This is a genomic window from Micromonospora siamensis, assembly GCF_900090305.1.
Taxonomy (GTDB): Bacteria; Actinomycetota; Actinomycetes; order Mycobacteriales; family Micromonosporaceae; genus Micromonospora; species Micromonospora siamensis.
In genome coordinates this window covers 498,261-523,757 of sequence record NZ_LT607751.1, presented here as the reverse complement: position 1 = coordinate 523,757, position 25,497 = coordinate 498,261, and the positions used below count along the sequence as shown (strand labels likewise).

The 25,497-nt window shown below is 72.9% G+C and carries 26 protein-coding genes; 4 read left to right on the top strand and 22 right to left on the bottom strand.

Annotation, left to right across the window (positions count from 1 at the left end; genetic code table 11):
* Window positions 1–93: 93 nt before the first annotated feature.
* From GA0074704_RS02395 to GA0074704_RS28670, 13 genes are all read right to left on the bottom strand, one after another.
* Window positions 94–978, bottom strand: coding sequence for a DUF5926 family protein (locus GA0074704_RS02395; RefSeq protein WP_088968972.1), 885 nt, complete (start codon window positions 976–978; stop codon window positions 94–96).
* Window positions 979–1,038: 60 nt separating this feature from the next.
* Window positions 1,039–1,455, bottom strand: coding sequence for an ATP-binding protein (locus tag GA0074704_RS02390; protein ID WP_231926739.1), 417 nt, complete (start codon window positions 1,453–1,455; stop codon window positions 1,039–1,041).
* Window positions 1,456–1,531: 76 nt separating this feature from the next.
* Window positions 1,532–2,989, bottom strand: a complete 1,458-nt coding sequence (locus tag GA0074704_RS02385; protein WP_088968970.1) for a PAS domain-containing sensor histidine kinase — start codon at window positions 2,987–2,989, stop codon at window positions 1,532–1,534.
* Between the two features lie 120 nt (window positions 2,990–3,109).
* Window positions 3,110–3,901, bottom strand: a complete 792-nt coding sequence (locus GA0074704_RS02380; RefSeq protein ID WP_088968969.1) for a glycerophosphodiester phosphodiesterase — start codon at window positions 3,899–3,901, stop codon at window positions 3,110–3,112.
* A 13-nt stretch (window positions 3,902–3,914) separates the two neighbouring features.
* Window positions 3,915–4,250 (bottom strand): rhodanese-like domain-containing protein, encoded by a 336-nt coding sequence (locus tag GA0074704_RS02375; RefSeq protein WP_088968968.1) that lies wholly within the window; start codon window positions 4,248–4,250, stop codon window positions 3,915–3,917.
* 61 nt (window positions 4,251–4,311) lie between these two features.
* Entirely contained in the window at window positions 4,312–5,331 is a 1,020-nt protein-coding gene (locus GA0074704_RS02370; RefSeq protein ID WP_446686032.1) for an LCP family protein, read from the bottom strand.
* Between the two features lie 260 nt (window positions 5,332–5,591).
* On the bottom strand, window positions 5,592–6,773 hold the full coding sequence (locus tag GA0074704_RS02365; RefSeq protein ID WP_231926738.1) for an LCP family protein: 1,182 nt from the start codon (window positions 6,771–6,773) through the stop codon (window positions 5,592–5,594).
* Between the two features lie 208 nt (window positions 6,774–6,981).
* The gene (locus GA0074704_RS02360) at window positions 6,982–8,199 is read right to left on the bottom strand and encodes an LCP family protein (protein ID WP_088968966.1); all 1,218 of its coding nucleotides are present in this window, start codon (window positions 8,197–8,199) and stop codon (window positions 6,982–6,984) included.
* 66 nt (window positions 8,200–8,265) lie between these two features.
* Window positions 8,266–9,243, bottom strand: a complete 978-nt coding sequence (locus tag GA0074704_RS02355) for an NAD-dependent epimerase/dehydratase family protein (RefSeq protein WP_088968965.1) — start codon at window positions 9,241–9,243, stop codon at window positions 8,266–8,268.
* Between the two features lie 103 nt (window positions 9,244–9,346).
* Window positions 9,347–11,020, bottom strand: a complete 1,674-nt coding sequence (locus GA0074704_RS02350) for a solute symporter family protein (RefSeq protein ID WP_088968964.1) — start codon at window positions 11,018–11,020, stop codon at window positions 9,347–9,349.
* Window positions 10,998–11,366 (bottom strand): DUF485 domain-containing protein, encoded by a 369-nt coding sequence (locus tag GA0074704_RS02345; RefSeq protein ID WP_088968963.1) that lies wholly within the window; start codon window positions 11,364–11,366, stop codon window positions 10,998–11,000. The genes GA0074704_RS02350 and GA0074704_RS02345 overlap by 23 nt, the downstream gene beginning before the upstream one ends.
* 166 nt (window positions 11,367–11,532) lie before the next feature.
* Window positions 11,533–12,216: a flavin reductase family protein gene (locus tag GA0074704_RS02340; protein WP_231926864.1), complete on the bottom strand. Its 684-nt coding sequence runs from the start codon at window positions 12,214–12,216 to the stop codon at window positions 11,533–11,535.
* 262 nt (window positions 12,217–12,478) lie between these two features.
* Window positions 12,479–12,688, bottom strand: a complete 210-nt coding sequence (locus GA0074704_RS28670) for a hypothetical protein (RefSeq protein ID WP_157743582.1) — start codon at window positions 12,686–12,688, stop codon at window positions 12,479–12,481.
* Between the two features lie 196 nt (window positions 12,689–12,884).
* On the opposite strand from GA0074704_RS28670, the gene GA0074704_RS02335 reads away from it, so the two are divergent.
* From GA0074704_RS02335 to GA0074704_RS02325, 3 genes are all read left to right on the top strand, one after another.
* On the top strand, window positions 12,885–13,670 hold the full coding sequence (locus tag GA0074704_RS02335; RefSeq protein ID WP_088968962.1) for a helix-turn-helix domain-containing protein: 786 nt from the start codon (window positions 12,885–12,887) through the stop codon (window positions 13,668–13,670).
* The gene (locus tag GA0074704_RS02330; protein ID WP_088968961.1) at window positions 13,667–13,855 is read left to right on the top strand and encodes a DUF397 domain-containing protein; all 189 of its coding nucleotides are present in this window, start codon (window positions 13,667–13,669) and stop codon (window positions 13,853–13,855) included. The genes GA0074704_RS02335 and GA0074704_RS02330 overlap by 4 nt, the downstream gene beginning before the upstream one ends.
* Before the next feature lie 158 nt (window positions 13,856–14,013).
* Window positions 14,014–14,271: a hypothetical protein gene (locus GA0074704_RS02325; protein ID WP_088973395.1), complete on the top strand. Its 258-nt coding sequence runs from the start codon at window positions 14,014–14,016 to the stop codon at window positions 14,269–14,271.
* Between the two features lie 254 nt (window positions 14,272–14,525).
* Here the strand turns inward: GA0074704_RS02325 and GA0074704_RS02320 are convergent, their stop codons facing one another.
* The 9 genes from GA0074704_RS02320 to GA0074704_RS02280 all read right to left on the bottom strand — a co-directional run bounded on the left by GA0074704_RS02320 (window position 14,526) and on the right by GA0074704_RS02280 (window position 24,718).
* Complete coding sequence (locus tag GA0074704_RS02320) at window positions 14,526–15,776, bottom strand: COG1361 family protein (protein WP_157743581.1); 1,251 nt, start codon at window positions 15,774–15,776, stop codon at window positions 14,526–14,528.
* On the bottom strand, window positions 15,769–16,314 hold the full coding sequence (locus tag GA0074704_RS02315) for a sigma-70 family RNA polymerase sigma factor (protein ID WP_088968959.1): 546 nt from the start codon (window positions 16,312–16,314) through the stop codon (window positions 15,769–15,771). Before GA0074704_RS02315 ends, GA0074704_RS02320 begins: the two co-directional genes overlap by 8 nt.
* Window positions 16,315–16,446: 132 nt before the next feature.
* Entirely contained in the window at window positions 16,447–18,126 is a 1,680-nt protein-coding gene (locus tag GA0074704_RS02310) for an ABC transporter permease (protein ID WP_088968958.1), read from the bottom strand.
* Window positions 18,111–18,875, bottom strand: a complete 765-nt coding sequence (locus tag GA0074704_RS02305; protein WP_088973394.1) for an ABC transporter ATP-binding protein — start codon at window positions 18,873–18,875, stop codon at window positions 18,111–18,113. Before GA0074704_RS02305 ends, GA0074704_RS02310 begins: the two co-directional genes overlap by 16 nt.
* 81 nt (window positions 18,876–18,956) lie before the next feature.
* Window positions 18,957–20,597, bottom strand: a complete 1,641-nt coding sequence (locus tag GA0074704_RS02300; RefSeq protein ID WP_088968957.1) for a sodium/solute symporter — start codon at window positions 20,595–20,597, stop codon at window positions 18,957–18,959.
* 1 nt (window position 20,598) lies between these two features.
* Window positions 20,599–20,994 (bottom strand): DUF485 domain-containing protein, encoded by a 396-nt coding sequence (locus tag GA0074704_RS02295; RefSeq protein WP_088973393.1) that lies wholly within the window; start codon window positions 20,992–20,994, stop codon window positions 20,599–20,601.
* 105 nt (window positions 20,995–21,099) lie between these two features.
* On the bottom strand, window positions 21,100–22,644 hold the full coding sequence (locus tag GA0074704_RS02290) for a DUF4153 domain-containing protein (protein WP_231926737.1): 1,545 nt from the start codon (window positions 22,642–22,644) through the stop codon (window positions 21,100–21,102).
* 311 nt (window positions 22,645–22,955) lie between these two features.
* Window positions 22,956–24,044: a HAMP domain-containing sensor histidine kinase gene (locus GA0074704_RS02285; RefSeq protein WP_231926736.1), complete on the bottom strand. Its 1,089-nt coding sequence runs from the start codon at window positions 24,042–24,044 to the stop codon at window positions 22,956–22,958.
* On the bottom strand, window positions 24,041–24,718 hold the full coding sequence (locus GA0074704_RS02280; protein ID WP_088968955.1) for a response regulator transcription factor: 678 nt from the start codon (window positions 24,716–24,718) through the stop codon (window positions 24,041–24,043). The genes GA0074704_RS02285 and GA0074704_RS02280 overlap by 4 nt, the downstream gene beginning before the upstream one ends.
* A 170-nt stretch (window positions 24,719–24,888) precedes the next feature.
* Between GA0074704_RS02280 and GA0074704_RS02275 the strand changes: the two genes are divergently transcribed.
* The gene (locus GA0074704_RS02275) at window positions 24,889–25,440 is read left to right on the top strand and encodes a Uma2 family endonuclease (RefSeq protein ID WP_157743580.1); all 552 of its coding nucleotides are present in this window, start codon (window positions 24,889–24,891) and stop codon (window positions 25,438–25,440) included.
* Window positions 25,441–25,497: the final 57 nt, after the last annotated feature.

Here is a 25,497-nt window from a genome sequence, read left to right as displayed (position 1 = left end):
GGCGCGACCTGCGGCAGGCCGCGCCTTCCGGGCCGCCGGTGCGCGCGACCCGCGGTAGGCCGCGCCGTCCCCCGGCGGCCTTCGGCGGAGGTGTCAGCGCAGGGTGAGCTGGCGACCGAGCAGGCCGTGCCGGGCGCGGCGGCCCGCCGCGTCCAGCGGCTCCGACTCCGCCAAGGCCTCGGCGTAGCGCTTGGCGAACTCCGCCACCGGGCCCTCCCACTCGGCCGCGGCGACGTCCTCCGGCAGGTCCCACACCGGGACGAGTCGCCCGTGCGCCCGGAACATCCCGGCGAAGCGGGTGTCGTCGCCGAGGGTCAGCGTGCCGGCCACGCTCAGCCGGGACAGGGCGTCCAGCGCGGCGTCCTCGTCCTCGGGCAGCACCCAACGCACGTGGGCCTTCTCCGGCACCTGGCACCAGTAGGCGGCCCTGGCCGCCGCCAGCCGCACCGTCGGGTAGATCGCCGCGTTGGCCCGCTCCAGGGACGCCTGGACGTTCGGGTCGTCGGTGGCGCCCGGGTCGAGCCAGAAGTCGAAGCCCTCGTGCATGGTGATCTCCAGCGGGCCGTCGACCAGCACGTCCTGGAGGCGGGGGCCAGGGCCGGGCAGCGGCGGCACGGTCACCGGCTGGCCCGGCTCGACCCGCAGCGCGCTGATCAGCGCGTCGGCCAGGTCCCGGGACACGTCGCCGGACTGCTGGTGGCGCTGCAACCCGATGAAGACCCGGCCATCCTCCTTGGTCATGGCCGGCGCGGCCATCGGCAGCACGGTGGCCAGCACGACCGGCCGGTCGCCGTACTCCTCGACGAGCTGCGGGGCGAGCCGCAGCGGGGCCGACGCGGCCGGCACCAACTCGCGCAGGGCGATCCATTCGGGCTCGTCCGCCAGCCCCTCGAAGGGACGGGGGACGAAGATGTCCCGGACCTTCTCCCGCTTCGGGGTGGCTTCGACGGCGCGCTGGCTCTTTCGACGCTTGCTCACGGCGTCACAGCCTAGATGCCAGCGTCGGGCCGGGTGGGGAGGACCCGCCTACCGCCCTGGTCAACCGGCGGCGACGAGATCCGGCCGGGCGGTGCCGGTCGGATCGAACTCGGCCCAGACGCTCTGCCCCAGCCCGTCCCGGTCGACCCCCCACCGGCTGGCCAGACCAGAGACGATGTGCAGGCCACGCCCGTCGATCGCGTCCGGGCTGGCCGTTCGCATCCGGGGGCCGGCGCCGCTGCCGCCGTCGGTCACGCGCAACTGCACGGCCGGACCGGTCGGGCCGGGGCGCAGTCGCCAGGCGACCCGGACGACCCCGCCGGGCAGCGGATCGGCGTGCCGGACCGCGTTGCCGACCAGCTCGGCCAGGACTGCCACCAGGTCGGCCAGCAGGGGCGGGGGCACGAGGTCGGCCAGCTCGTCGGCGAGCCGGTGGCGGGCGAGTCGGGCCCCGGTGCCGTGGTGAGGCACCACCACGCACCACGATCGTTCGACCGCACCCGTCGACACCCGTCGTCCCTTTCCGCCTGCCGGGCTCCCGTCGCACCCGGGGTCATCCGCACGGCAGTCGCACCTCTGCGACCGTACCGCCCCCGTCCCTCGGTCGGAGGGATACCCATCCATTCTGCTGTTCAACGATCCGGCGGACCAGATAGAGGCCGAGCCCGGCGCCCGGGTAGCCGCGCCGGTCCCCCGACTCGCCCTGCCAGAACCGGTCGAAGGCGCGTTCCACGTGCTCCGGGCGGATGCCGATGCCCCGATCGCTGACCCGGAACGAGACCACCCGGTCCCGCGACGTCGCGGTGATCTCGATCGGGGAGTCGGGTGGGGAGTACTTGCCGGCGTTGGTGCTCAGCTCGGTCAGCACGGTGGTCAGCGTCTGCCGCTCCCCGAGCGCCTTGGGCAGCCCGGCCGGCAGGTCCAGGACGACCCGGCGGCGCAGCTCCGACGGCAGGTCGGCGACCGCCGCCCGCAGCGTCTCCGCCAGGTCGAACGGGATCGGGGCGCTGCCGTCCGGCCGGTCGTCGGCGGCGGAGGTGAGCAGCCGGTCCACCAGGCGGGCCAGCTCGTTGGCGCGCTGGCCGATGACCCGGGCCGCCTGCCGCCGGTCGGTGTCGGTCAGCGACTCCCAGTGGTCGGTGAGGGTGTCCGCGTACCCCTTGATCACCGTGACCGGGGTACGCAGCTCGTGGCTGGTGACCGCCACGAACAGGTCCCGGTCCTGGTCGCGGCGCTGCTGGACGGTGATGTCGCGGAACGTCACCACCCGCAGGCCACCCGGACCGGGCAGCTCGCCCGAGGTGATCTTCAACCAGCGGCCCTCCGGGAGGCGGTGGTCGAGCACCTGACCGGACGGGGGGATCGGAAACGGCAGCGGACGGTCGATCGCCTCGACCGGGGCGACCCCGGTGACCTGGGCGGCGGCCGGGTTCCAGAGCCGGACCTGACCGTCCCGGTCGACCACCGCCAGGCCGTCGGCGAGCGCCGCCACCACCGGCCCGTCCCCGTGCACGGGCAGGCCGCTCTGGTCGCCGTACATGTGGGCGACGCAGGAGGCGATGTAGCCCAGCACGTCCCGTTCCGTGTCGTCGGCCGGCCGGTCGTCGTCGGGGTAGAGGGCGTGCAGGCTGCCGACGGTGCGGCCGGCGATCTCGGCGCGGGCCACCACCATCCGGCACAGCCCGTGGTCGGCCAACTCGTCCGCGAACGGCCCCGGGATGTGGTGGCTGCGCACCTGCCGCACCCGCGGCCCGCGCAACAGGCAGACCACTGCCGGGTCGGTGATCGAGACGGGCCGACCGATAGCCCACTCGGCGATGCCGGTCGCGGCGATCACCCGGCCCCCGGTGGGAGTGAACTCGACGAACGCCAGGCTGGCCGCCCCGATCGCCGGCTGGACGACCCTGAGCAGCCGGGTGAGGACGGCGACCCCACCCTCACCGGCGTTGATCATTTCGATCACCCGGCCGTGACCGGCGATCAGGGCGGCAAGATCGGTGTGCTCCGGCATGCCCCGAGTGTGCCCCGCCGACCGGTTCTCGGGCACCCCCCGCCCGGTCGCGATGCCCCGCCCCGGGCGCAAGCCCGGCAACTCCGGTCCATCCCCGGCCCCGGACCCATCCGTCCGCGTTCAGCGCCCCAGCCGGGCCAGTGCCCGCCCCGGCCGGTCGGTGATGATCCCGTCCACGCCGGCGGCCAGGACCAGGTCCAGCTCGGCCGGCTCGTTCACCGTCCAGACGTACACCTGGTTGCCGGCCGCCCGCAGCGCCGACAACAGCCGCGGTCGGGCCCGGACCAGCTCGATCCCCGGGCCGGCGATCCGGGCGCCGAAGGGCAGCCGGCCCGGCGGCAGCCAGCGCGGCACCACATCCAGCAGCAGGACGGTGGGCAGCGCCGGAGCCAGCTCCCGGACCCGGCGTACGGCCAGCGGCGAGAAGGACATGACGGTGACCTGGACCGGGGTGTCCGGAACCGGTTCGGCGAGCCCGTGCCGGCGCAGCAGGGCGACCAGCCGCCGCTCGACGTCGCCGCCGTACCTCGACGGGTGCTTCGTCTCGATCAGCACCCGCACCGGACGGCCGGCGTCGCGTACGGCGCCGAGCAGCCGGTCCAGGGTGAGCAGGCGGGTACGCGAGTCGTCCAGCACCTCGTCCCCGTCGGCCGGTACGCCACCCGGGTGCCACGAGCCGAAGTCCAGCGCCTCCAGCTCGGCGAGGGTACGCGCGCTGACCAGCCCGTGGCCGTTGCTGGTCCGGTCCAGGCGGCGGTCGTGCACGCACACCAGGTGCCCGTCCCGGGTCAGCCGGACGTCGCACTCCACCCCGTCGGCGCCCTCGTCGAGGGCCCGCAGGTACGCGGCGAGGGTGTGCTCCGGCAGGTCGTACGAGGAGCCGCGGTGGGCGAAGACCAGCGGTTCGGTCATGGCGCCGGTGCCCTCAGACGACCCGGCCCGGCTGCCCGTCGTCGGTGACCACGGGACGGCCGGCTGCGGCCCAGTCGCCCATCCCGCCGTCGACGTTGCGCACCTGCTCCCAGCCGTTGCGCATCAGGTAGGCGACGACCTGGGCCGAGCGGCCGCCGGAGCGGCAGATCACCGCGACGTCCCGGTCGGTCGGCACCTCCGCGATCCGGGCCGGCAGCTCCATCATCGGCAGGTGGTGTGCGCCGGGCGCGTGGCCGGCGGTCCACTCGTCGTCCTCCCGGACGTCGAGCAGGTAGGTGTCGTCGGGTACTGCCGACGCGGGCACGCTGGGGATCCGGGGTCCGAACACGGTTACCAAGCCTAGATCCTCGACCGCGGGGGACCGGTGCGGGAGGGCGTGGGCGCGTCGCTCAGAGCCGGGTGATCCACCGCGGGTTGGCCGCCGCCCACTGCGTCGCCTTCCCGTCCCGGACGGCGGCGAAGAGGCCGTTTCCGGCGTCGTCGAGGAGGACGTACGACACGCCGTCGATGGTCTGCGGGTAGGACGGCAGCTGCACGCCGCGCAGGCCGTCGGCCGGCAGCGCGCGGAGCGCGAGGACCAGGTCGTCCAGGGGTACGCCGTTGGTGTCCACGGTGAGCGAGGCGCCCGCCGCCCGGATCACCCGGTCCAGCTTCACCGGGTCGCCGCGCAGGTTGGTCTGGCCGGCCCGGTCCAGCATCGCCCGCAGCAGCTGCTGCTGGTGGCGCTGCCGGTCGTAGTCGCCGCCGGGCAGCCCGTACCGCTGGCGGACGTAGTCGAGGGCGCGGGCCCCGTCCATCTGCTGGCAGCCGGGCTGGAACGAGGTGCCGGTGTGGATCGACCGGACCGGCGTGTCGACGCACATCCGGATCCCGCCGAGCAGGTCGATGACGGTACGGAAACCGGCGAAGTCCACCAGGGCGGCGCCGTCGAAGCGCAGTCCGGTGAGCCGGGTGAGGGTGGCCGAGAGGAGCCGGGTGCCGCCCTCGCCCCCGCCGCCGTGCTCGTACGCCGCATTGATCTTGTCCCGGCCCCCGCCCCAGCCACCGGTGGCCGGGATCGTCACCAGCAGGTCCCGCGGGACGGAGATCAGGTACGCCTGCCGCATCCCGGCCGGGACGTGCACGATCAGGATGGTGTCGGAGCGTTGGTCGTCGCCGCTCGCCCCGGGCCGCTGGTCCGAGCCGACCAGCAGGTAGTTCAGGTCCTCGGAGAGGTCGCTGCGGTGTTGCCGCGCCGCCGGGTCCAGCAGCTCCTCGCGGGCCACCGAGCGTTCGTAGCGGGCGGCGAGCAGCTTCACGCCCACCACGGCGAGGCCGGCCAGCAGGACCAGGGCCAGTCCGACGCGGAGCAGCCATCCCGGCCAACGGGGCCCGCGGCGGGGGACGCGCCCTCCCCACCCGCCACCCACCCGCCCCGACCTGGACGTGACAGCCTCCCCCGTGGCCTGACATGAGTCCCGCTCACATCAGGCTACGGCGGCCTTCCCGAGCTCCGGACGCCTTTCCCGGGATCGCCTCCACGCTGCTCTCTTTCCCGGACCGGATGGCCGCAGGGCGGGCGGCCCAAGGTGCGGGATGGGCCGGGTTGCGGCATCCAGGGTCAGGGAATGACGGCGGCGCCCGGAACCGGCCCCGAGAAGGGCCGGCGCCGGGCGCCGGAGAACCGTCGTTACTTGCGGGTGGAGAGGACGCTCGGGTTCGCGAAGACGAACTCGGCGAGCTTGTCCTCCTTGACCGCCTTGAACATCTCCAGCGTGGTCGGGCTCAACGCCTCACGGGTGTTGGTTTCCGAGACCCTGTTGTACGTGCCGGCGTTGGTCCGCAGCATGACCAGGTCGTTGGCGGTGACGCCGCGCATGGTGAAGATGAAGTCCGCGACCGGGACGCCGCCGGTGTCCAGCACCAGCGACTCGCCGGCCGCCTTGGTCAGCTTCTGCAGCTTGACCGGGTTCGTCAGGGTGCCGTTCTGGGTGGCCTTGCGGGCCATCGCCTTGATCAGCTGCTGCTGGTTCTGCTGGCGGTCGTAGTCGCTGTTCTTCAGGCCGTAGCGCTGCCGGGCGAAGTCGAGGGCGAGCGCGCCGGACATCTCCCGGCAGCCCTTCTTGTGGACCAGCGGCTCCCACTTGTCGCCGTCGAGCTTGGCGTTGGCGATGTACTTCGGCTTGCCGTTGACCAGGCCCATGTGGATCGACTTGACGTCCTGGCTGACGCAGAGCCGGACCGAGCCGAGCGCGTCGATGACCTTCTTGAAGCCACCGAAGTTGATGATCGCGGCGCCGTCGAAGCTGACGCCGGTCATGTTCTTGATGGTCTGGGCCATCAGCTGGGCACCGCCCTCCCAGCCGCCGCCGTTGCGGGCGCCGGCCTGGAAGGCCGCGTTGATCTTGTCGGTGCCGCCCCGGTAGCCGCTCTTCTTGAACGGCGGGATCTGCGCCTCGGTGTCGCGCGGGATGGAGATCATGTACGCCTGGTCGTGCGACGCCGGGATGTGCAGCACGATGATGCTGTCCGACCGGACGTCGTCGGCGGCCCACTGCTCGCGGGCGTCGACGCCGAGCAGGAGCAGGTCGATCGGGCCGTCCAGGTTGGCGCCGCCCTCGGCGTCCGACTTGCCCGCGCCGCCGAGCAGGTTGCGCTGGGCGATGTCCCCGGTGGCCTGGCCGATCACGGCCTTGCTGCCGACGATGGCCACGCCGCTGGTCATCATCAGCACCGCGCCGATGATGACGGTGAGTCGGGCCCAGAGCGGGTCCTTGCTCCGGGTGCGCTTGCGCGGCTTACCCCCGGTGCGGGTGCCGCCATCGCCCGGCTGGGCCGGCGGGCCCGACGGAACCCGGGCGGAGGCGCTCATTGGCTCTGGAAAGGTGGGGCGACGGCTGGTCTCAACCGGCATGCGTGCTCCAGCTCGGGACGAACGGGGGGCGGCACCACTGTACGTACCGCCCACCGTTCTCGCGACCTCCTCGCACCGCAAAATGCCGCATCATCTGGGAATCGCGGGCGAGAAGTACCCGAACAGTTGACGTCGATGTGCCCGGTCGGCGGTATCTGCGCCAGCGTCAGTTGCCGGCGGGCTGCTGGTTGGCGGCGACCCAGTCGGCCATCGTGTCCTGGGTCATCGCCTTGTACATCCCCAGTGCCTTCTCCCGGTCGGAGACCACCACCGACTCACCGTTGATGTTCTCGCTGCCCTTGTTCGGGCTGGTGATGAAGGTGAGGTTCTGCCCCCGCAGGTTGCGGAACTGCACCGCCATGTCGAGCACCTGGAAGTCCTTGTCCACGGTGGTGGCGTCGGTGACCGCCTTGAGGAAGTCGTCCAGCTTGCCCGGATTGGCCAGCGTGCCGCTGCTCGCCGCCTTGTCCATCAGGGCCCGCAGGAACTCCTGCTGGTGCCGCATCCGGGCGAAGTCCCCCTGCGGGAACTGCTTGCGCTGGCGGATCCAGTCCAGCGCCTCCTCGCCGTTCATGTGGTTCGTGCCCTTGGTGAAGGTCCGGTACGGCTTGTGGATGGACTTGATGGTCCGCTCCACCGGCAGGTCCACCCCGCCGAGCGCGTCGGTCACCTTCTTGAACCCGGCGAAGTCGATCGACATGGCGTGGTCGATGCGTACGTCGGTGAAGCACTCGATGGTCCGGACGGCCAGCGGCACGCCGCCGAACGCGAAGGCCGCGTTGATCTTCGCCCGTCGTCCCGAGTCGCACGGCGCGCCGGCGTTCTCCGGAATGGGCACGTAGAGGTCACGCGGGATGGAGACCAGGTAGGCGGACTTGTGGTCGGCCGGGATGTGCATGACGATGATCGTGTCCGCGCGCCACTTGCCGGCCTTGTCGACCGGCGCGTCCGGGTCCCGCGAGTCCGTGCCCACCAGCAGGATGTTCAGCGCCCCGTTGACCGCCTTGGCCGGCCGGCCACCGGTGATCTGCGCGAACGGGTCCATCCGGTTGAGGTCGTCGTTGAGGTTGCGGGCGTAGAACCACGCGCCGCCGGCGCCGATCAGCGCCAGCACCAGCAGGGCCACCCCCACCACCAGGCCGATCCGGCCCCAGCGGGGCCGTGGCCCACGCCGGCCCGGTCCGCCCGGGCCGTCCGGTCCCACTGGTCCGCCCGGGCCGCCGGGCCCGGCCGGTCCGCCGGTACGCGGCGCGTCGTCGTGCGACGGGTACCACGTCGCGCCCGCGCCGCGCGGCCGGTCCCCGCTGCCCGGTCGGGGCACGGAGGCACGACCCGCGCCGCGGTGCAGGCGGGGAAGCGGAAGGGCGGGCATGCTCGCTGACATGTCCCCGAGCGTACGTAGCCCGGGCCACCACCGCCGGTGAGGCGCGGCGGGGCACGGCGGGCGGCGTTACCCTAGCCGCTCGCGGAAGTACTCGATCGTGCGTCGGAGGCCGTCTTCGGGCGCCACGGCGGGCTCGTATCCGAGCAGTTCACGGGCGAGGGTGAGATCGGGGCGGCGCATCTCCGGGTCGTCTGCGCTGCGGGTGACGTACGTCACCTGTGACGTGCTTCCGGAGAGTGACACGATCAACTCGGCGAGTTGCCGCATGGTCATCTCGTGTTCGGTGCCGCAGTTGACCGGCCCGGTCTCGGTGGAGTCGAGCAGCAGCAGGATGCCCCGGACCAGATCCTCGACGTAGCAGATCGAGCGGGTCTGCTGCCCGGTGCCGTGCACGGTGATCGGCTCGTTGCGCAGCGCCTGGGAGATGAAGGTGGGGATGGCCCGCCCGTCGTCCGGCCGCATCCGCGGCCCGTACGTGTTGAAGATCCGGACGATCGCGGCGTCCAGGCCCCGGTAGCGGTGGTAGGCCATGGTGGCTGCCTCGGAGAAGCGCTTCGCCTCGTCGTAGACGCTGCGGACGCCGATCGGGTTGACGTTGCCCCAGTACGTCTCCCGCTGCGGGTGCTCCCGCGGGTCCCCGTACGCCTCGGAGGTGGAGGCCATCAGGAACCGGGCGCCGTCGGCCACCGCCCGCTCGAGCAGGTTGAGCGTGCCCACCGAGCCGACCCGGAGGATCTCCAGCGGGATCTGGGTGAAGTCGGTGGGGCTGGCCGGCGAGGCCATGTGCAGGATCGCGTCGAACCGCTCCGCCGTCGCCGGGTGGTAGGTCGGCAGGCCCTCGGTGACGTCGGCCTCGATCAGCGTGAAGGTCGGCTTCTCGAGCAGGTGCGCGACGTTGTCCTTGGAACCGGTGATGAAGTTGTCCACCGCCACCACCGTGCAGCCGCGGGAGACGAGCACGTCGACCAGGTGCGACGGCACGAAGCCGGCCCCTCCGGTGACGAGGACGCGGTGACCGGTTCCGAAGCGCGGGGCAACCTTCATGCCGGTCAGCCTACTCAGCGCGACCGGTTCCCGCCCCGCGGCGTGGCCGGTACGACCGCGGGACCCTTCCGATCCGGAAGGGTCCCGCGGTGTGGTGGTGGGGTCAGTGCGCGCCGGCGCCGGTGAGCGACCGGACCTCCAGTTCGGCGTACTTGGCGTCGTCACGTTCCTTGGAGATGACCGTGCCGATCCAGCCGCACAGGAAGCCGATCGGGATGGAGATCAGACCCGGGTTGGACAGCGGGAACCAGTGCCAGTCGTGGTCCGGGAACATGGCGGTGGCCGAGCCGGAGACCACCGGGGAGAAGAAGACCAGCACCACGGCGGAGATCAGGCCGCCGTAGATGGCCCAGACCGCTCCCGAGGTGTTGAACCGTCGCCAGAACAGGCTGTAGAGGATCGCCGGCAGGTTGCCGGAGGCGGCCACTGCGAAGGCGAGCGCCACCAGGAACGCCACGTTCAGGCTCTGCGCGTAGATCGACAGCGCGATCGAGACCGCGCCGATGACCAGGGCGGAGATCCGGGCGACCCGTACCTCCTGGCGCTCCGACGCCTGCCCGTTCTTGATGACGTTGGCGTAGAAGTCGTGCGCCAGGCTGGACGAGGAGGCCAGGGTGAGCCCGGCGACCACGGCCAGGATGGTGGCGAAGGCGACCGCCGCGATGATCGCCAGCAGGGTGGCCCCGCCGAGGCTGCCGCCGAAGAAGTCCTTGCCGAGCGCCTCGGCGAGCTGCGGCGCGGCGGTGTTGCCGGCCTTGTCCTGCTCGGTGATCGCCTTGCCGCCGACCAGCGCCGCCGCGCCGAAGCCGAGGGCGAGGGTGAGCAGGTAGAACGCGCCGATGATGCCGATCGCCCAGAGCACGCTCTTGCGGGCGGCCTTCGCTGTCGGCACGGTGTAGAAGCGGATCAGGATGTGCGGCAGGCCGGCGGTGCCGAGCACCAGGGCGATGCCGAGCGACAGCAGGTCCATCTTGTTGTAGAAGGTCTGGGTGGCGTCGCCGGCGACCTCCTTGCCGTAGCGCAGGCCGGGTTCGAGGAACGCGCTGCCCTTGCCGGAGGACTCGGCCGCCTGACCGAGCAGCGCCGACAGGTTGAAGTTGAACTTGGCCAGCACCAGCACGGTCATCAGGATGGCGCCGGTCATCAGCAGGAACGCCTTGACGATCTGGACGTACGTGGTGCCCTTCATGCCGCCCACGGTGACGTAGATGATCATCAGGGCGCCGACCATGATGATCGTCGCGATCTTGGCGGTGTCCGCGCTCATGCCGAGGAAGGTGGTGCCGGGCTTGATGCCGAGCAGCAGCGCCACCAGCGCGCCGGCGCCGACCATCTGGGCCAGCAGGTAGAAGATCGACACGGTGATGGTGGAGACCGCTGCGGCGGTCCGCACCGGCCGCTGCCGCATCCGGAACGCCAGCACGTCGGCCATCGTGTACCGGCCGGAGTTGCGCAGCAGTTCCGCCACCAGCAGCAGGGCCACCAGCCAGGCGACCAGGAAGCCGATCGAGTAGAGGAAGCCGTCGTAGCCGTAGAGGGCGATGATGCCGGCGATGCCGAGGAACGACGCCGCCGACATGTAGTCGCCGCCGATGGCCATGCCGTTCTGGAAGCCGGAGAAGGACCGACCGCCGGCGTAGAAGTCGGTGGCGGTCTTGGTCTGCCGGCTGGCCCAGATGGTGATGGCCAGCGTGATCGCCACGAAGATCAGGAAGAGCGTGATGGTCAGGTTCCGGGCGGTGGTGCTGCCCGCCTCAGCCGCGAGGACCGTGCTCATGGGTCACCTCCCCGATCTCGGCGCGGATCCGGTCGGCGACCGGGTCGATCCGCCGGTCGGCGAACCGGGAGTAGAGCCAGGCGATCACGAACGTCGAGACGAACTGGAGCAGGCCGAAGACCAGCGCCACGTTGATGTTGCCGATCAGCTTCGTGCCCATGAAGCCCCGCGCGTACGCGGACAGGATCACGTAGAGCGCGTACCACAGGAAGAACGCGACGGTCATCGGGAAGACGAAGCCGCGCAGCGCGCGCCGCAACCCGGCGAACTCGTCCGACCGTTGTACGGCCAGGTATCGCTCCGCCGCCGACTCGGCCGGGGCGGACGCGGGTGTGTCCGTGGACATCTGTGGATCACCACCTTCACAGGCGTGGGAAGTTTCGGGCACGGTAGAGACCGCGCTCCCATCGCCGGAAGGCTCGGATCGACGTCGGTAGCTCGCTGCGCCGAACGGCCGTTCCACTGCGCCGAGTGACCCAGGTCACTCCGTTCACCGGTCGACCGGCGTCGGCTCAGGTGAGGTCGTGGTAGCGCCCGCGGTAGTGCAGCAGCGGGGCGGTCTCCTCGGCCAGGTCGACGGTCTCGATGGTGGCCTCGACGAGCAGCGCCCAGCCGTACTCCCGGGCGGTGTCCAGTCGACACCCGGCCCAGCCGCCCGCGTCCGTCGGGACCGGGCCGTAGTCGGTGTCGGTCCACGGGCCGGTGGCGAAGAGCCCGCCGGGGGACGGGAAGAGGCCGGCGAAGCGGTCGGCGAGCTGCCGGTGCGGCGGGCCGAGCGGCGCCACCGCGAAGCGGCCGGCGGCCTCGATCGCCGCCCACAGGTCCGACTCGGCGTCGACCAGGCCGAGCAGCCGGTCCGGTTCACCCTCGGCGACCAGGGTGGACGAGACGGTCAGCCCAGCCGGGCCGGGTGCGGTCCAGAGGGTAACCGGCGCCGCGAGCCGGCCGCGCAGCCGGCGGACCGGTGAGCGTTGGCCGCTCGGCACGGCGAACGGGTCGGTGTGGTGGATCTCGGCGCCCGGCTCATGATTCACGTGAAACATTGTGCCGCCCCGGGCCCGCGCCCAACCCAGGAAGCGTTCGTGCAGCCCGTCGGGCCGGGCGTGCCCGTTGAGCTGGGCCAGCTGGTCACCCGCCTCGGCGAGCAGTGCGCCCAGGTAGATCAGCAGCCCGGTCCGGTCGCCCCGGTACTCCACCAGCAGCGCCGGCTGGCACGGCCACTCCGCGCCGCACGCTCGGCACCGCCACAGCGGCCGCATCGGCAGGTGCTCCCGCCTCACCGCCCGCCGCTCCCGCCCGGCGTGCCTGGTCCGCGGCGGCGGCTGGCGGGCCTGTCATCCGCCCGGGCACCGGTCCGGAACGAGCGTGATGACTGAGAGGAATAATGATGACTCTGAGGTATTCCGCTCACCCGGGTCATCGCTCGTCGCGTACCCGAGAGGTCCGAGCCCGCGGCGGTCACCAGCGTCCGCCGTTCGCTCGCCAGGTCTGGGCCGGCGTCAGCCAGCCGGCGCGGCCCGGTCGCGGCTCGGCCACCGTCGGCGCGGTCGCCCACGCCGGTGGCTGGTTCGGCCGGGTGACCGGCCGCTGCGGCCCGGTCTCCACCGCCGGCTTCCTTCTCCGGTACGACCACAGCGCCGCATTCCTCCGGCGGATGAACTCGATCATCGTCTCGACCTCCCGGGCTTTGGGGGTCGCCCCGGCCGGGGGAATGGCCGGGGCGACCCTTCGCAGGGACCGGCCGCCGGGTCATCGCCTCCACCGTCCGGTCCGCGTGCCTCCACCCTGGACGGCGGGCCACCGACAGGGGAGGATGCCAGGGCTTACTACGCTGCGAAGTCACATACTTACTCGCGAGGTACGGATGAACGTCGAGATGTGGATCCGGGCGTTGAAGGCCGCCCGGGCCGGCGCGGACGTCTCCCAGGAAGCGTTGGCCGCCTCGATCCGGTGGAGCCCGTCCACGGTCGCCGCCATCGAGACCGGCCGCCGCCGCCCGACGATGGAGTTCGCCGTGGCCGCCGACGAGGCCCTGGGCACCGGCGGCCTCCTCGCCGGCCTGCTCAAGGAGGACGCCGGGAAAGTCGGACCCTCCTGGTTCGAGTCGTGGCCCGTGCAGGAGGAGCGCGCCGTTCGGCTGTGCTGCTTCGAGCCCTGCCTGGTGCCCGGCCTGCTGCAAACCGAGGAGTACGCCCGTGCGGTCGTCTCCGCCGGCGGGCTGTACCGCGATGACCGGCTGGACCAGATCGTCACCCTCCGCCTGGCCCGTCAGCGGTTGCTACACCGCGAGGAGCCACCCGACTGTGTCTTCGTCATCGACGAGAGCGCGTTACGTAGGTCAGTCGGGGGACCGGCTGTCATGGACCGCCAGTTGGGCCGACTGCTCGAAGTTGCCGATCTGCCGCACGTGCGGCTGCATGTTCTCCCGTTGGCGGTCGGCGCTCACGCGTCGATGGGCGGAGGTTTCGTCCTCGCAGAGCTGCCCGGGAACGACCGACTGCTCTGTCTCGACAATGCGGCGCGCGGCCAGATCGCGGACTACCCCGAGTGGACCGGACTCGTGCAGCGCAAGTGGGAGCATCTACTCGGTGAGGCACTGAGCAGAGCCGCCTCCGCTGACCTGATCAACAAGCTGAAGGTGACGCCATGAGACTGGTCGCGCCGCTCTGGCGTAAGGCGACCCGATCCGCCAACGAGGGCAACTGTGTCGAGGTGGCGGACAATCTGCCCGGCATGGTGCTGGTGCGGGACAGCAAGGACCGCTCCGGCCCGACGCTCACGTTCACCCCGGCCGCCTGGCGGACGTTCGTCGCCGGCACCCGCCACACCGGCTGACCTACCCCGAGGTCTCGCCGGGCACCCAGCCGACAGGGACGACGACCCGGCCCCGGAGGCGACGGCGATGAGACCGGTCGACCCCGTGACCCGGCGATCCAGTGATCCGGCGATCCGTGACCGAGCGGCGCGTGACCGGGGGTCCTACGCTTCCGGGCATGTCTGTCGTCTCCCCGCAGCAGCTCGCCGAGGAACGGGTCGTCAGCGCCGAGGCGCTGCTCGGCGGCCAGGTCGACCTGCGTGCGTACCCTCATCGGCATCTCATGGTGACCACGCAGCACCTCTGGCGGCGGCCCGGGTTCCCGGCGCTCATGGCGGCAGTCGAGCACCTGTCCCACTACGGCTGGGAGTTGGTGAACGTGACCAGCGTCGGCGAGGGCCACAACCTCTACGCGGCCATGCGCCGCATGGCCTGAAACCGGATCTTGGACAGTTTCCGTCCGCAGCGAACGGAAACTGTCCAAGATCGTGAGGATCGCTCAGTGGGGCCATGGTGGATTCCCGTTCCCCCGTGACGTGGACCGCCGCCGGCCGGATGGCCGGACGCAGCGGTCCGTCTACGAGGAACACACCCCTTGACCTGCCGATGGTTTCAGCGGATCGGTGTCCGCAACCTGTCACTACCGCGTGGTGGCGGGCCGGCCGGAGCCGACCCGCCACCACGGCTGGCTCACTTCGCGCTGAGCCGGTGCGTGATCGCGTTGTCGTCCCTGGCGCCGTCCGGCTCCGGATACCGGAAGTCGTTCGGCGGCTTCCACTCCACACTGGCGGTGTACTGGATCGGCGAGGCCGACGACGGCGCGGTGACCGGCAGGCTCACCGTCCGTTCGGCACCGGCCGCCAACGCCGGCAGGACGCAGGTGTACGACCGGTAGGACTGGTAGCTCGACGCGGTGCAGAACGAGGGCACCGCGGCGACCGTGAAGGGATCGACCAGCGTCACGTCCAACTCGAGTCGGTCGGCGTGTACCGGCCCCTTGTTCCGGACGACCAACGCCAGGTCACCGGCCGAGCGCTCGGCGTCGACGGGTTCGAGCGTCACGTCGCCGCCGCTGAGCGACAGGTCGGTGACGTGTGGATTGGGTGGGAAGCTGGTTGGCCCGCCCGTCTGGGAGAAGCCGCTCCCCGTCCAGGAGTACGTCCGCCACTGCCGCTGGGCGACTCCGACCGGTACGCCTTCACCCTCGACGTAGTCGAGTACCTCGGCCCGGATGTCCCCACCCCGCACACCGAAGGCGTCGATCCGGACGATGTCACCGCCGTCGTCGACCACCTGACCCATGGTCACGACCGAACCGGCCCCGTCCCGGTCGAAGACCACCACCTTGGTCTGGCTCATCTCGGGACCGGTGCACACGACGCTCGCCACGGTCTCCTCGGCGCCGTCGTCGTCCACGTCGGCATAGGCGGTCTGGCGGATCTCCGCGCTCATGTCGGGCACGCCGGCCCGCTGCGCCCTCCCACCGGTGAACCGCACCTGACCGGAAGGACACTCGGTGAAGCCGCTGCGCCAGGCCGACAGACGCAGGGTGGAGCTCCCCAGGATGGCCTTGCTGATCCGGCCGTCCGGCGCGGTGGTGGCGCTGGGACTCGCCGTGGCCGACGGGCTCGCGGTCGCCGACGCCGACGGCGTACCGGCAGTGGGGGACGGCGACGGTGACGACGACGGGGTCGGAGTCGGTGAGCTGGACGGTGACAGGGTGGCCGGTGGCGGTGGCACTGGATCGGACCCCCGCTTCTGGGCCAGGACCGGCGTCGCGACCAGCACGACGGCGGCCAGCCCCGCCACCACCATCCGGGTGGTACGCCGGCGGCGGTGGACGGCCCGAGCCGCTTCCACGCCCGGCGGCGCGACCAGTGGTCCACCGTTACGGAAGGCCGTGAAGGCGTCGTCGAGGCGGCGCATGTTCGGCTCAGACATGCCGTTCACCCCTTCCGGAGTCGTCGAGTGCGGCGGCGAGCGCCAGCCGGCCGCGGTGCAACCAGGACTTCACCGTCCCGGCGGCCACGCCCTCCTGATCGGCGATCTCGCCGATCCCCAGGTCGGCGACGTGGAACAGGACCAGGGCCCGTCGATGATTCTCCGGCAGGGTGGCCAGGGCACGGGCCAGCGCGACCCGGTCCGGGCTGGGCCCGGCCACCACCTCCTGACGGTGGAACCGGGCGTGGGCGCGGGCCGCCCGCAGGCGTCGCCAGCGGTTGCGGGCCACGTTCAACGCCACGTGCCGCACCCAGGCGGCGGGATTGTCGTACTTCGTGAGGCGGTCCCAGCGCTGCCAGGCCCGGGTGAACGCCTCCTGCACCGAGTCCTGCGCCTGGGTCAGGTCGGCCGTGTAGGCGTAGAGCTGGAGCACCAGTGGCTGGAAGTTGGCGGCGTAGAAGTCGTCGAAGCTCTCGCCGCCCGCCGGTGGTGGTAGGGACAGCTCCGTTCCGATCTCACCCGAGTGCGGTTGTCGCACGTGGCGCCTCCCCCATGGTCACGCACCGACGGTCGTAGCGGTGTCTGCGCGGCACACCCCGGGCTCGGGGCGGCGGTTGCAGCACTCCACTGTCGGCTGCGCGTCACAGTGGACGGTCGGCGGGGTCCGGGATCAGCGTCGTGGGGTGACCGCGGCCAGCAGCTCCGGCTGGCGACGGTCCAGCAGATCCCCCGCCAGGTACGCGCCGAGCAGCGCCGCGCCCACGCCGTACGCCACCCCGACCGGCAGCGCCAGCCAGAGCCAGCCGGCGCCGAGCAGCGCTGCCGCCACCACCATCGGCACCCCGGCGATCGCCACCACCACCATGGACAGGAACACGAGCAGGCCCCGGGTCATCCCGGCGCCGGTGTTCATCGCGAACGGGTTGCTCGTCTCCGGCAGCGAGTACGCCCCGAGCACCGAGATCATCGTGTTCACCGCCAGCCCGCAGCCGTAGGTGGCCAGCAGGGTGCCGGCGGTCAGCCCGATCCACCCCGGCTCGCCCAGCACCACGGCGATCACCACCGACACCAGGGCCAGCAGCGGCACCACGTACAGGGAGAAGGCGGCCATCCGGGCGTGCAGCTCCAGCCGGCCGCGCACCCCGGCCACGACGTTCGCCGCGTACGCGCTGCCGTCGTAGCCGAACTGGTTGGCCAGCGACACCGAGGCGAGCACCCCGACGAAGACCATCGACGAGGTGACCAGCGCCGGGGACGAGTCCCCGGCCCCGCTGAGGTCCCCCTCGGGGCTCATCGAGAAGCCACCGCCGCTCAGGTTGACCATCACCGGCACGAAGACGCCGACCACGGCGATGGTGATCAGGCCGGCCCGTCGCCGGGCGTCCCGCCACCAGTAGCGGCACTCCCGGGCGACCAGCGCGCCGAAGCGGTTGCGCGGCAGCCGGTCCAGCAGCCGGGGGAAGAGCTGCGCCACCGCGCCCCCGGTGACCTCCTTCGCCGGCCGGGCCTGTCCGGCGCTGGCCGCGCCGACCATCGCCGACTCCAGCGACCGCGACCACCACCACAGCAGCAGCCCGATCCCGGCGGCGGTGATCAGCAGCTTCACCGGCGCCGCCCAGGCCCGCCCGTCGGCCACGTCGAAGGCGGCCGTCCAGGGTGCGCCCAGCGGCGTCCAGCCGACCACTGCGGCCACCCCGCGCAGCCGGTCCCAGTCCGCGTCCCGCAGCGCCGCCGTCACGCCGATCTGCAACGGCCCCATCGACGCGGCGACCACCGCGAGCAGCACGGCGGCGAGGTCGCGTACCCGACGGGAACGCAACATGGTGGCGAACGCGCTGGTGACCGCGCGGCTGGCCGCCACGCAGAGCAGCACCCCGCCCACCGCGCCGACCACCGCGACCGCGGCGGCGACCGGGCCGCCGAGCAGGCCGGCGCTGAGCACCAGCCCGGAGACCGCGACCAGCATCGCGACCACCGGTACGCTCACCAGCGCGGCGGCGAACAGGCCGGTGACCAGGGTTCGGCGGGACAGCGGCAGCAGCGCGAACCGCGCCGGGTCCAGGGTCTCGTCCACGCCGAAGAAGACCAGCGGCACGAGCAGCCAGCCGAGCACCAGCAGGCCGCCACCGAACCCGGCCGCCATGCCGGCGTTCCGGATCTCGCCGGCGATGCCCGGCGACGCGAACAGCAGGAAGCCGCCCGCGGCGATCCACAGCGCCACCATCACGCCGAGCAGGAACAACGCGATCCGCCGCCCCTGGCCACGGAAGTTGTTGCCCAGCACCCGCAGCTTCAGCCGGACGAAGTGCCAGGCCGACACCCGCCGGGCCGGGCTCAGTTCGACAGCCACGCCAGCTCCTCGCCGGTGGCGGTCCGGCCGCCGACCACCTCCACGAAGACCTGCTCCAGTGAGCGGTCACCGCGTACCTGGTCGAGGGTGCCGACCCGCTTGATCACGCCGTCGGCGAGGATCGCCACGTGCGAGCAGAGCCGCTCCACCACCTCCATGACGTGGCTGGAGAAGACCACTGTGCCGCCGCCGACGACGTAGCGGTGCAGGATGTCGCGGATCAGCGCGGCGGAGACCGGGTCGACCGCCTCGAACGGCTCGTCCAGCACCAGCAGCCGGGGACCGTGCAGCAGCGCGCAGGCCAGGCCGATCTTCTTCTTCATGCCGGCCGAGTAGTCCACCACCAGCGTCCGGCCGGCGTCGGTGAGGGCCAGCACGTCGAGCAGCTCCGCCGCCCGCCGGTCCACCACCGCCGGGTCCATGCCGCGCAGCAGACCGTGGTACGCCAGCAGCTCCGCGCCGCTGAGCCGGTCGAAGAGGCGTACGCCGTCGGGCATCACGCCGAGCAGCGCCTTGGCCCGCACCGGGTCCCCCCACACGTCCTGCCCGAGCACCCAGGCCCGCCCGAAGTCCGGCCGGAGCAGGCCGACCGCCATGGACAGGGTGGTGGTCTTGCCCGCGCCGTTCGGGCCGAGCAGCCCGTAGAAGGAGCCGGCCGGCACGTCCAGGTCGACCCCGTTGACGGCGACCTTCTGGTCGAACCGCTTGGCCAGGCCGCGCAGGACGAGCGCCGGGTGCTGATCGGTCATGGCCCGACCGTATCCGGCCGCCGCCACGCCACCCTCCCGCCGCAGGATGACCCACCGTCGTCCTGGAGGCGTAGCCGGGCGCTACAGCCGGAGGGTGTCCGGGGCGTGCAGGCGGAGCATCGTCGCGCCCACGTCGGCCGGCGCCCGCCGTCGGGACGCCACCGACACCGCCACCATCACCGTGAACGCCAGCGGCACCGTCCACGCCGCCGGCTGCGCGGTCAGCGTGGCCGGCCAGCCGGACAGTGGCGGCCCGAGCACGGTGACCAGCACCGAGCTGATCGCCGCGCCGCCGCCCACCAGCACCCCGGCCGCCGCGCCCAGGTCGGTCAGGCCGCGCCACCAGATGCCCAGCACCAGCAGCGGGCAGAAGCTCGACGCGGCCACCGCGAAGGCCAGCCCGACCACCTGGGAGACGTCCAGGCCGGAGACGTTCAACGCGAGGATCGTCGGCACCCCGCCGGCGATCACCGTGGCCAGCCGGAAGCCGCGTACCGAGCCGCGACCCAGCACGTCCGTGGAGATCACCCCGGCGACGCTGGTGAGCAGCCCGGAGGAGGTGGAGAGGAAGGCGGCGAACGCCCCGGCGGCGACCAGCGCGGCGAGCAGCCGACCGGCCGGCCCGTCGCCGAGCGCCGCGCCGGGCAGCAGCACCACCACCGCGTCGGTCTGGCCGCTGACCAGCAGTTGCGGGGTGTAGATCCGGCCCAGCACGCCGTAGATGGTGGGCAGCAGATAGAAGACGCCGACCAGGGCCAGCACCACCAGGGTGGTCCGCCGGGCCGCCGCGCCGTCCGGGTTGGTGTAGAAGCGGACCAGCACGTGCGGCAACCCCATGGTGCCCAGGAAGGTGGCCAGGATCAGGGAGTACGTGCCGAACAGTCCCCGGTCGTCGTCCCCGGCGGTGTCCGGCAGCAGCCAGTCGGTGGCGGCGGTGGCGGTGCCGGAGACCGCCGGCACCGGGTCACCGGCGGCGAAGTCGAGGCGGTCACCGGGGCGTACCTCCCGGACGTCGCCGTCTCCGAGGGTGAGGGTCGCGCGGTGCTCGACCACGACGGTGGTCGCGGTCCGGAACGTCGGCCCGTCGGGCGGGGCCACCGCCGGGCGGGCGTCGGCCTGCCACTGCAACGCCAGGAAGATCGCGGGTACGGCCAGCGCGGTCAGCTTCAGCCAGTACTGAAAAGCCTGGACGAAGGTGATCGCCCGCATCCCGCCCAGCGCCACGTTCGCGGTCACCACGGCCGCGACCAGCAGGGCGCCCACCGGGTACGGCGAGCCGGCCACCGTGGCCAGGGTCAGCCCCGCCCCCTGCAGCTGCGGCACCAGGTAGAGCCAGCCGATGAAGATCACGAAGGCGGTGGCCAGGGTACGCAGCCGGCGCGAGCCGAGCCGCAGCTCGCAGAAGTCGGGCAGGGTGAACGCCCCCGAGCGGCGCAGCGGCGCGGCCACGAAGAGCAGCAGCGCCAGATAGCCGGCGGCGAAGCCGACCGGATACCAGAGCACGTCCACGCCGTACTTGAGGATCAACCCGGCGACCCCGAGGAAGCTGGCCGCCGACAGATATTCCCCGCCGATCGCCGCCGCGTTCCAGGTCGGGCTGACCGCCCGGGACGCCACCAGGAAGTCGGAGGTGGTCCGGGCCAGCCGCAACCCGTAGAAACCGATGCCCAGGGTGACCAGGGTGACCGCGACGATCGCCGGCACCACGTAGCCGTTGCCCACCTCAGCGCTCCGGCCGCTGGACCAGGTCGGTGAAGTCCTGCTCGTTGCGTTCGGCCAGCCGCACGTACGCCCAACCGACCACGATCAGGAACGGGAAGGAGAAGACCCCGAGCAGCAGCCACGGCAGGTTCACCCCGAACACCGTCGTACGCCCCAGGCTCGGCGCGATCGCGAAGAGCCAGGGCAGCCCGCCCAGCGCGATCAGCACCACCGCCGACAGGCGCAGCGCCAACGTCAGCTGCGCGCGTACCAGGCCGCTGACCAGGGTCTCCCCGATCCGGGTCTGCTGGGTCAGCTCGCTGCGGGTCCGGTCGGCCCGGCTGTCCCGGCGTACCTCGGCGAGCACGATCCGGGCCCGTCCGGCCGGTGTCGGGACCGGTGGCCGGGGCCCGGGCACCGGCGCGGCCGGGACGGTGCCGTCCCGCCCCGGCGCGCCCGGCTCGTCAGGTACCGCCACCCCGGCAGTCTCGCCCGATCAACGGGATTGTCAAGGGCGGGCCGGTCACCAGCGCTGCGGCCACGGGCAGGTGAGGCCGGCGGTGAGAATCGGGTGGGCGTCCAGCAACTGCCGCGCCCGCGCCCGGCCCAGGTTCACGGTCCGCCAGTCGTCCTCGGTCACCAACCGGTCCCGGATGCCGTCCAGCGCGCAGGAACGCTGCGGCTCGGGCAGCCGGGCCAGGGCCGGCGCCGCGTCGGCGGAGAGCCCGGCCAGGTAACCCGCGTCCAGCCGGCCGGAACGCAGGTACCGGTCGACGTTCTGCTCGGCGATCAACCGGTCCGGGTTCAGCACGGCCAGGGTGAGCAGGGCGGCCACCGCCGTACCGGCGGCCAGGGCGGGCAGCCAGCCGGCCCGCAGCCGCAGCACGGCCACCCCGACGTAGCCGAAGAGCAGGCCGAGGCAGCACTCGACCGTCGCCACGAAGAGCCGCAGCCGGGTCGCCCCGTACGCGTCGGTGTAGACCCGCACCCGGTAGAGCGCTGAGGCGACCACCACCAGGCTGAGCGCGGTGAGCGCGCCGAGCAGGACGCGGATCAGGAGCCGGTCGGCGCGGGTGGTCCGGGGCGCCCAGCGGGCGGCGCCGCCGATCACCAGCAGGGTGAGCCCGGAGACGGCGAGGAGCTGCCAGAAACCGCTCCGGGCGTACTCGGCGTAGGTCAGCCCGCCGGTGCGCAGCACGTGATCGGAGCCGCCGAACAGCACGGTGAGCTGCACCAGCACGAACACCGCGAAGAGCGCGTCGAGCAGCGCCAACGGCAGCACCCACTCCCGCCGCCGGACCGGCCGGCCCGGCGCGAACCGCAGGTCGGCAAGGCGCGGCGGCGCGGCCAGCAGGTACGCCCCGCCGAGCAGCAGCGGCCCCGCCACCAGCAGGCGAACTCCCCAGCCCAGCAGGTCCGGCGGGGAGCCCGCCGGCACCAGGTCGGTGACCAGGCCGGCGAAGACGGCGTCGGCGGAGGAGAAGAGCAACCCGAACACGACCAGCAGGGCGATCGACACCGCCACGCTGACCAGCGAGCGGCCGACGGTCGCCCCCGCGTTCGCCGCCGACATCGACCGGCGGGCCCAGGGCAGGGACCGGGCCGGGGCCACCGCCGACATGCGGACGGCGGTGAGCATGCCGCGTCCGGTCCGCCCGCCGGCCACCGCCAGGGCCGCGACCGGCGCGGCGGCCAGCAGGCAGAGCACGACGAGCCAGCCGGCGTCGCGTACCGCCCCCACCGCGAGCAGCGCGAGCGCGGCCACCGCCCAGGCACCCCGCGCGGCCCGGCCGGTCAGCGGTTGGTCCGCCCGTCCCGGCGCCCCCGTGGCGCCGGGACGGGCGGTGTCCTTCGCCACCCCGCCGGTGTCGGTCGTGCCCGGCGCGGGATCAGCCGGCCGGCCGGCGAGCCCACCGCCGGGTGCCGCAGACCCGTCGCCACGACGCATGGTGGCCGTGACCAGGGCGGTCGTCGCCGCGAGGCCGGCCACCGGCCAGCCCAGCCCGGGCCGGTCCAGGGGCACCGCCACCGCCGCCACCAGGGCGGCGACGCCCACCGCGGCGAGCACCTTCGGAGGCGCTGGAGCGGTCGGGCCCGGCCAGCGGAGCTGCCACTCCGACGGCGGGAGCGGGACCGGTCGCGGCAGGGCCGGCGTACCCGGTGGTCCCGGCCGGCCCGGTGCGGCCGACGCGGGCGGTCCCGCCGGGCCCGGTGCCGGCGTCGCCGACGGTCCCAGGGCGGGCCACGCGGGTGGTCCCGCCGGTGGCGGCGGGGCGCCCGGCCCGGCGGTCGCCGGCACCGATGGGGCGCCGCTCGTCGCCGGCTGCGGCACGGGTCGGTGCGGCGACGGCTCGCCGGAGGCGGGCTGGGGCGGAGTGGTCATGCGGCTTCTCCCGTTCCGACGGTGGTGAGGGGGAGCGACACCTGGATCCGGCAGCCGCCGCGCCCGTCGCCGGCCGGCGTGGCGGGTTCGCGTACCCGGATGGTGCCGCCGTGCAGCTCCACGACCCAACGGGCGATGGCCAGGCCGAGGCCGGTGCCGCCGCCGCCGGAGCGGTCGCCGCGGGTGAACCGTTCGAAGACCCGGGGACGGTCGGCGACCGGGATCCCCTCGCCCTCGTCGCTCACCTCGAAGTGCAGCTGCCCGGCCCGCTCCTCGGCGGTTACCAGCACGGCGCCGCCCCGGGGACTGTGCCGGGCCGCGTTGTCCAGCAGGTTGGCGAAGACCTGGTGCAACCGGTCCGGATCGGCGGAGACGGCCAGCGGTCCCGGCAGCGGCTCCAGCCGGAACCGGACCTCCCGGCCGGCCCCGGCGGCGGCCGCCGCCGCGTGCCCGATCGCCTCGTCGAGGAAGTCCGCGACGTCGATCCGGGCCCGGCGCAACGGCACCACCCCGGCGTCCAACCGGGACAGGTCGAGCAGGTCGGCCACCAGGTGCCCGAGCCGTTCGGTCTGGCCGAGCGCGGTACGCAGCGCCGCCGGCTCCGGGGCCGCCACCCCGTCGACCATGTTCTCCAGCACGCCCTGCAGGGCGGTGATCGGCGTACGCAACTCGTGCGAGACGTTCGCGATCAGCTCGCGCCGCCGCTGGTCGGCCGCGGCCAGGTCCTCGGCCATCTTGTTGAACGCGAGCGCCAGCTCACCCACCTCGTCCCGGGAGGTGGCCCGGACCCGCCGGGTGTAGTCGCCCCGGGCCATCGCCCCGGCGGCGGCGGTCATCTCCCGCAGCGGCGAGGTCATCCCGTGCGCCAGCACCTGGGACGTGAACAGCGCCAGGCCGATCGCCGTCACGGACGTCATCGGCGGCACCCAGCCGATCACCCACCAGAAGTACGCCAGCCCGGTGGTGCCGGAGGCGACCAGCAGGAAGCCGAGCTTCGCCTTGATCGAGCGGACCGGGTCCAGCGGCCGGGGCAGCACCCGGTCCAGCCAGTCCGTCACCGCGACAGCCCTGGTCACCCGGGTCACGCCGGCACCTCCAGCGCGTACCCGACGCCGTGCACCGTGCGGATCAGGTCCGGCCCCAGCTTGCGGCGCAACGCCTTGACGTGGCTGTCCACCGTGCGGGTGCCCGAGCCGTCGGCCCAGCCCCACACGTCCGCGAGCAGGCGTTCCCGGGGCAACACGGTCCGCGGCCGGCGGGCCAGGTGCACCAGCAGGTCGAACTCGGTGGGGGTCAGATGCACCTCGGCACCGCCGCGGCGGACCCGCCGCTCGGCCTCGCTGATCTCGATGTCGCCGAGCCGCAGCGCGGGCTGCTCACCGGCCGAGGCCCGGTCCATCCGGCGCAGCAGCACGTGCACCCGGGCGGCCAGCTCCCGCATCGAGAACGGCTTGGTCAGGTAGTCGTCGGCACCCACCGCCAGCCCCACCAGCAGGTCGGTCTCGTCGTCCCGCGCGGTCAGCATGAGCACCGGCACCGGTCGCTCGGCCTGGATCCGCCGGCACACCTCCAGGCCGTCGAACCCCGGCAGCATCACATCGAGTACGACGAGGTCGGGCCGGCCGCTGCGGAACCGCTCGACGGCCGACGGGCCGTCACCGGCGATGTCCACGGTGAAACCCTCGGCGCGCAGGCGGGCGGCGACCGACTCGGCGATGGTCCGCTCGTCCTCGACGACCAGTACCCGGCGTTCCCTCATGGCTCGGAACTGTAGGCAGCGGCCGTGGAGATCGGGGGCGCACGTTGTGAACAACCTGTGGAGAACCCGCCACACCTGTGGACAACCCGGTGGACGGCGCTGGTCGGTGAGCTTCGTTGTGGACGACCGGTGTGAGTGTCAGGGTGGTCCGGTAGAGAGGAGGTGTGACGGTGACGAGCCCCGCCCGGCCCGACCGGGGAGCCGCCTGGACGGTCGACGACCTGCCGGATCTCCCCGACGACGGCCAGGACTACGAGATCTTCGACGGGAGTCTGTTGGTGTCCCCCCACGCGGACGTCTTCCACGGCGCGGTCGCCAACCGCCTCCGTCGACTGCTGGACCGGCAGGCCCCGGCCGGCCTCCTCGTCGGGCAGGACATCGGGGTCAGTGCGAAGCGCTCCTCGTACTTCGTCCCCGACCTCTTCGTGGCCCGGGAGGAGGCGCTGGATCGCGGCGGCCCGGCGCTCGACCCGGCCGACGTGCTGCTGGTGGTGGAGGTCGTCCCGCCCGGCAACGCGGGCCGCGACCTGGTGCTGAAGCGCCACGAGTACGCCGTTGCCGACATCCCGACGTACTGGCTGGTCGAGCCGCGTAAGCAGAGCCTCACCGTGCTGCGCAACGTCGGCGGCGTCTACCGGGAGGCGGCCGTGGTGACCGGCACCGAGCCCTGGCACAGTGAAACACCCTTCCCGCTGGAGCTGCCGCTCAGCGAAATCTTCTGACCGATCAGGCAGCTCCGGGGAAGTTGCTGCCTGACTCGGTGTCGAGGCGGCAACTTC

Coding starts and splice junctions, on each gene's coding strand:
- GA0074704_RS02385 (WP_088968970.1), bottom strand. CDS start 2,989: ATGCCGGAGCACACCGATCTTGCCGCCCTGATCGCCGGTCACGGCCGG.
- GA0074704_RS02380 (WP_088968969.1), bottom strand. CDS start 3,901: ATGACCGAACCGCTGGTCTTCGCCCACCGCGGCTCCTCGTACGACCTG.
- GA0074704_RS02365 (WP_231926738.1), bottom strand. CDS start 6,773: ATGAGCGCCTCCGCCCGGGTTCCGTCGGGCCCGCCGGCCCAGCCGGGC.
- GA0074704_RS02360 (WP_088968966.1), bottom strand. CDS start 8,199: ATGTCAGCGAGCATGCCCGCCCTTCCGCTTCCCCGCCTGCACCGCGGC.
- GA0074704_RS02355 (WP_088968965.1), bottom strand. CDS start 9,243: ATGAAGGTTGCCCCGCGCTTCGGAACCGGTCACCGCGTCCTCGTCACC.
- GA0074704_RS02350 (WP_088968964.1), bottom strand. CDS start 11,020: ATGAGCACGGTCCTCGCGGCTGAGGCGGGCAGCACCACCGCCCGGAAC.
- GA0074704_RS02345 (WP_088968963.1), bottom strand. CDS start 11,366: ATGTCCACGGACACACCCGCGTCCGCCCCGGCCGAGTCGGCGGCGGAG.
- GA0074704_RS28670 (WP_157743582.1), bottom strand. CDS start 12,688: ATGATCGAGTTCATCCGCCGGAGGAATGCGGCGCTGTGGTCGTACCGG.
- GA0074704_RS02335 (WP_088968962.1), top strand. CDS start 12,885: ATGAACGTCGAGATGTGGATCCGGGCGTTGAAGGCCGCCCGGGCCGGC.
- GA0074704_RS02330 (WP_088968961.1), top strand. CDS start 13,667: ATGAGACTGGTCGCGCCGCTCTGGCGTAAGGCGACCCGATCCGCCAAC.
- GA0074704_RS02325 (WP_088973395.1), top strand. CDS start 14,014: ATGTCTGTCGTCTCCCCGCAGCAGCTCGCCGAGGAACGGGTCGTCAGC.
- GA0074704_RS02320 (WP_157743581.1), bottom strand. CDS start 15,776: ATGTCTGAGCCGAACATGCGCCGCCTCGACGACGCCTTCACGGCCTTC.
- GA0074704_RS02305 (WP_088973394.1), bottom strand. CDS start 18,875: ATGACCGATCAGCACCCGGCGCTCGTCCTGCGCGGCCTGGCCAAGCGG.
- GA0074704_RS02280 (WP_088968955.1), bottom strand. CDS start 24,718: ATGAGGGAACGCCGGGTACTGGTCGTCGAGGACGAGCGGACCATCGCC.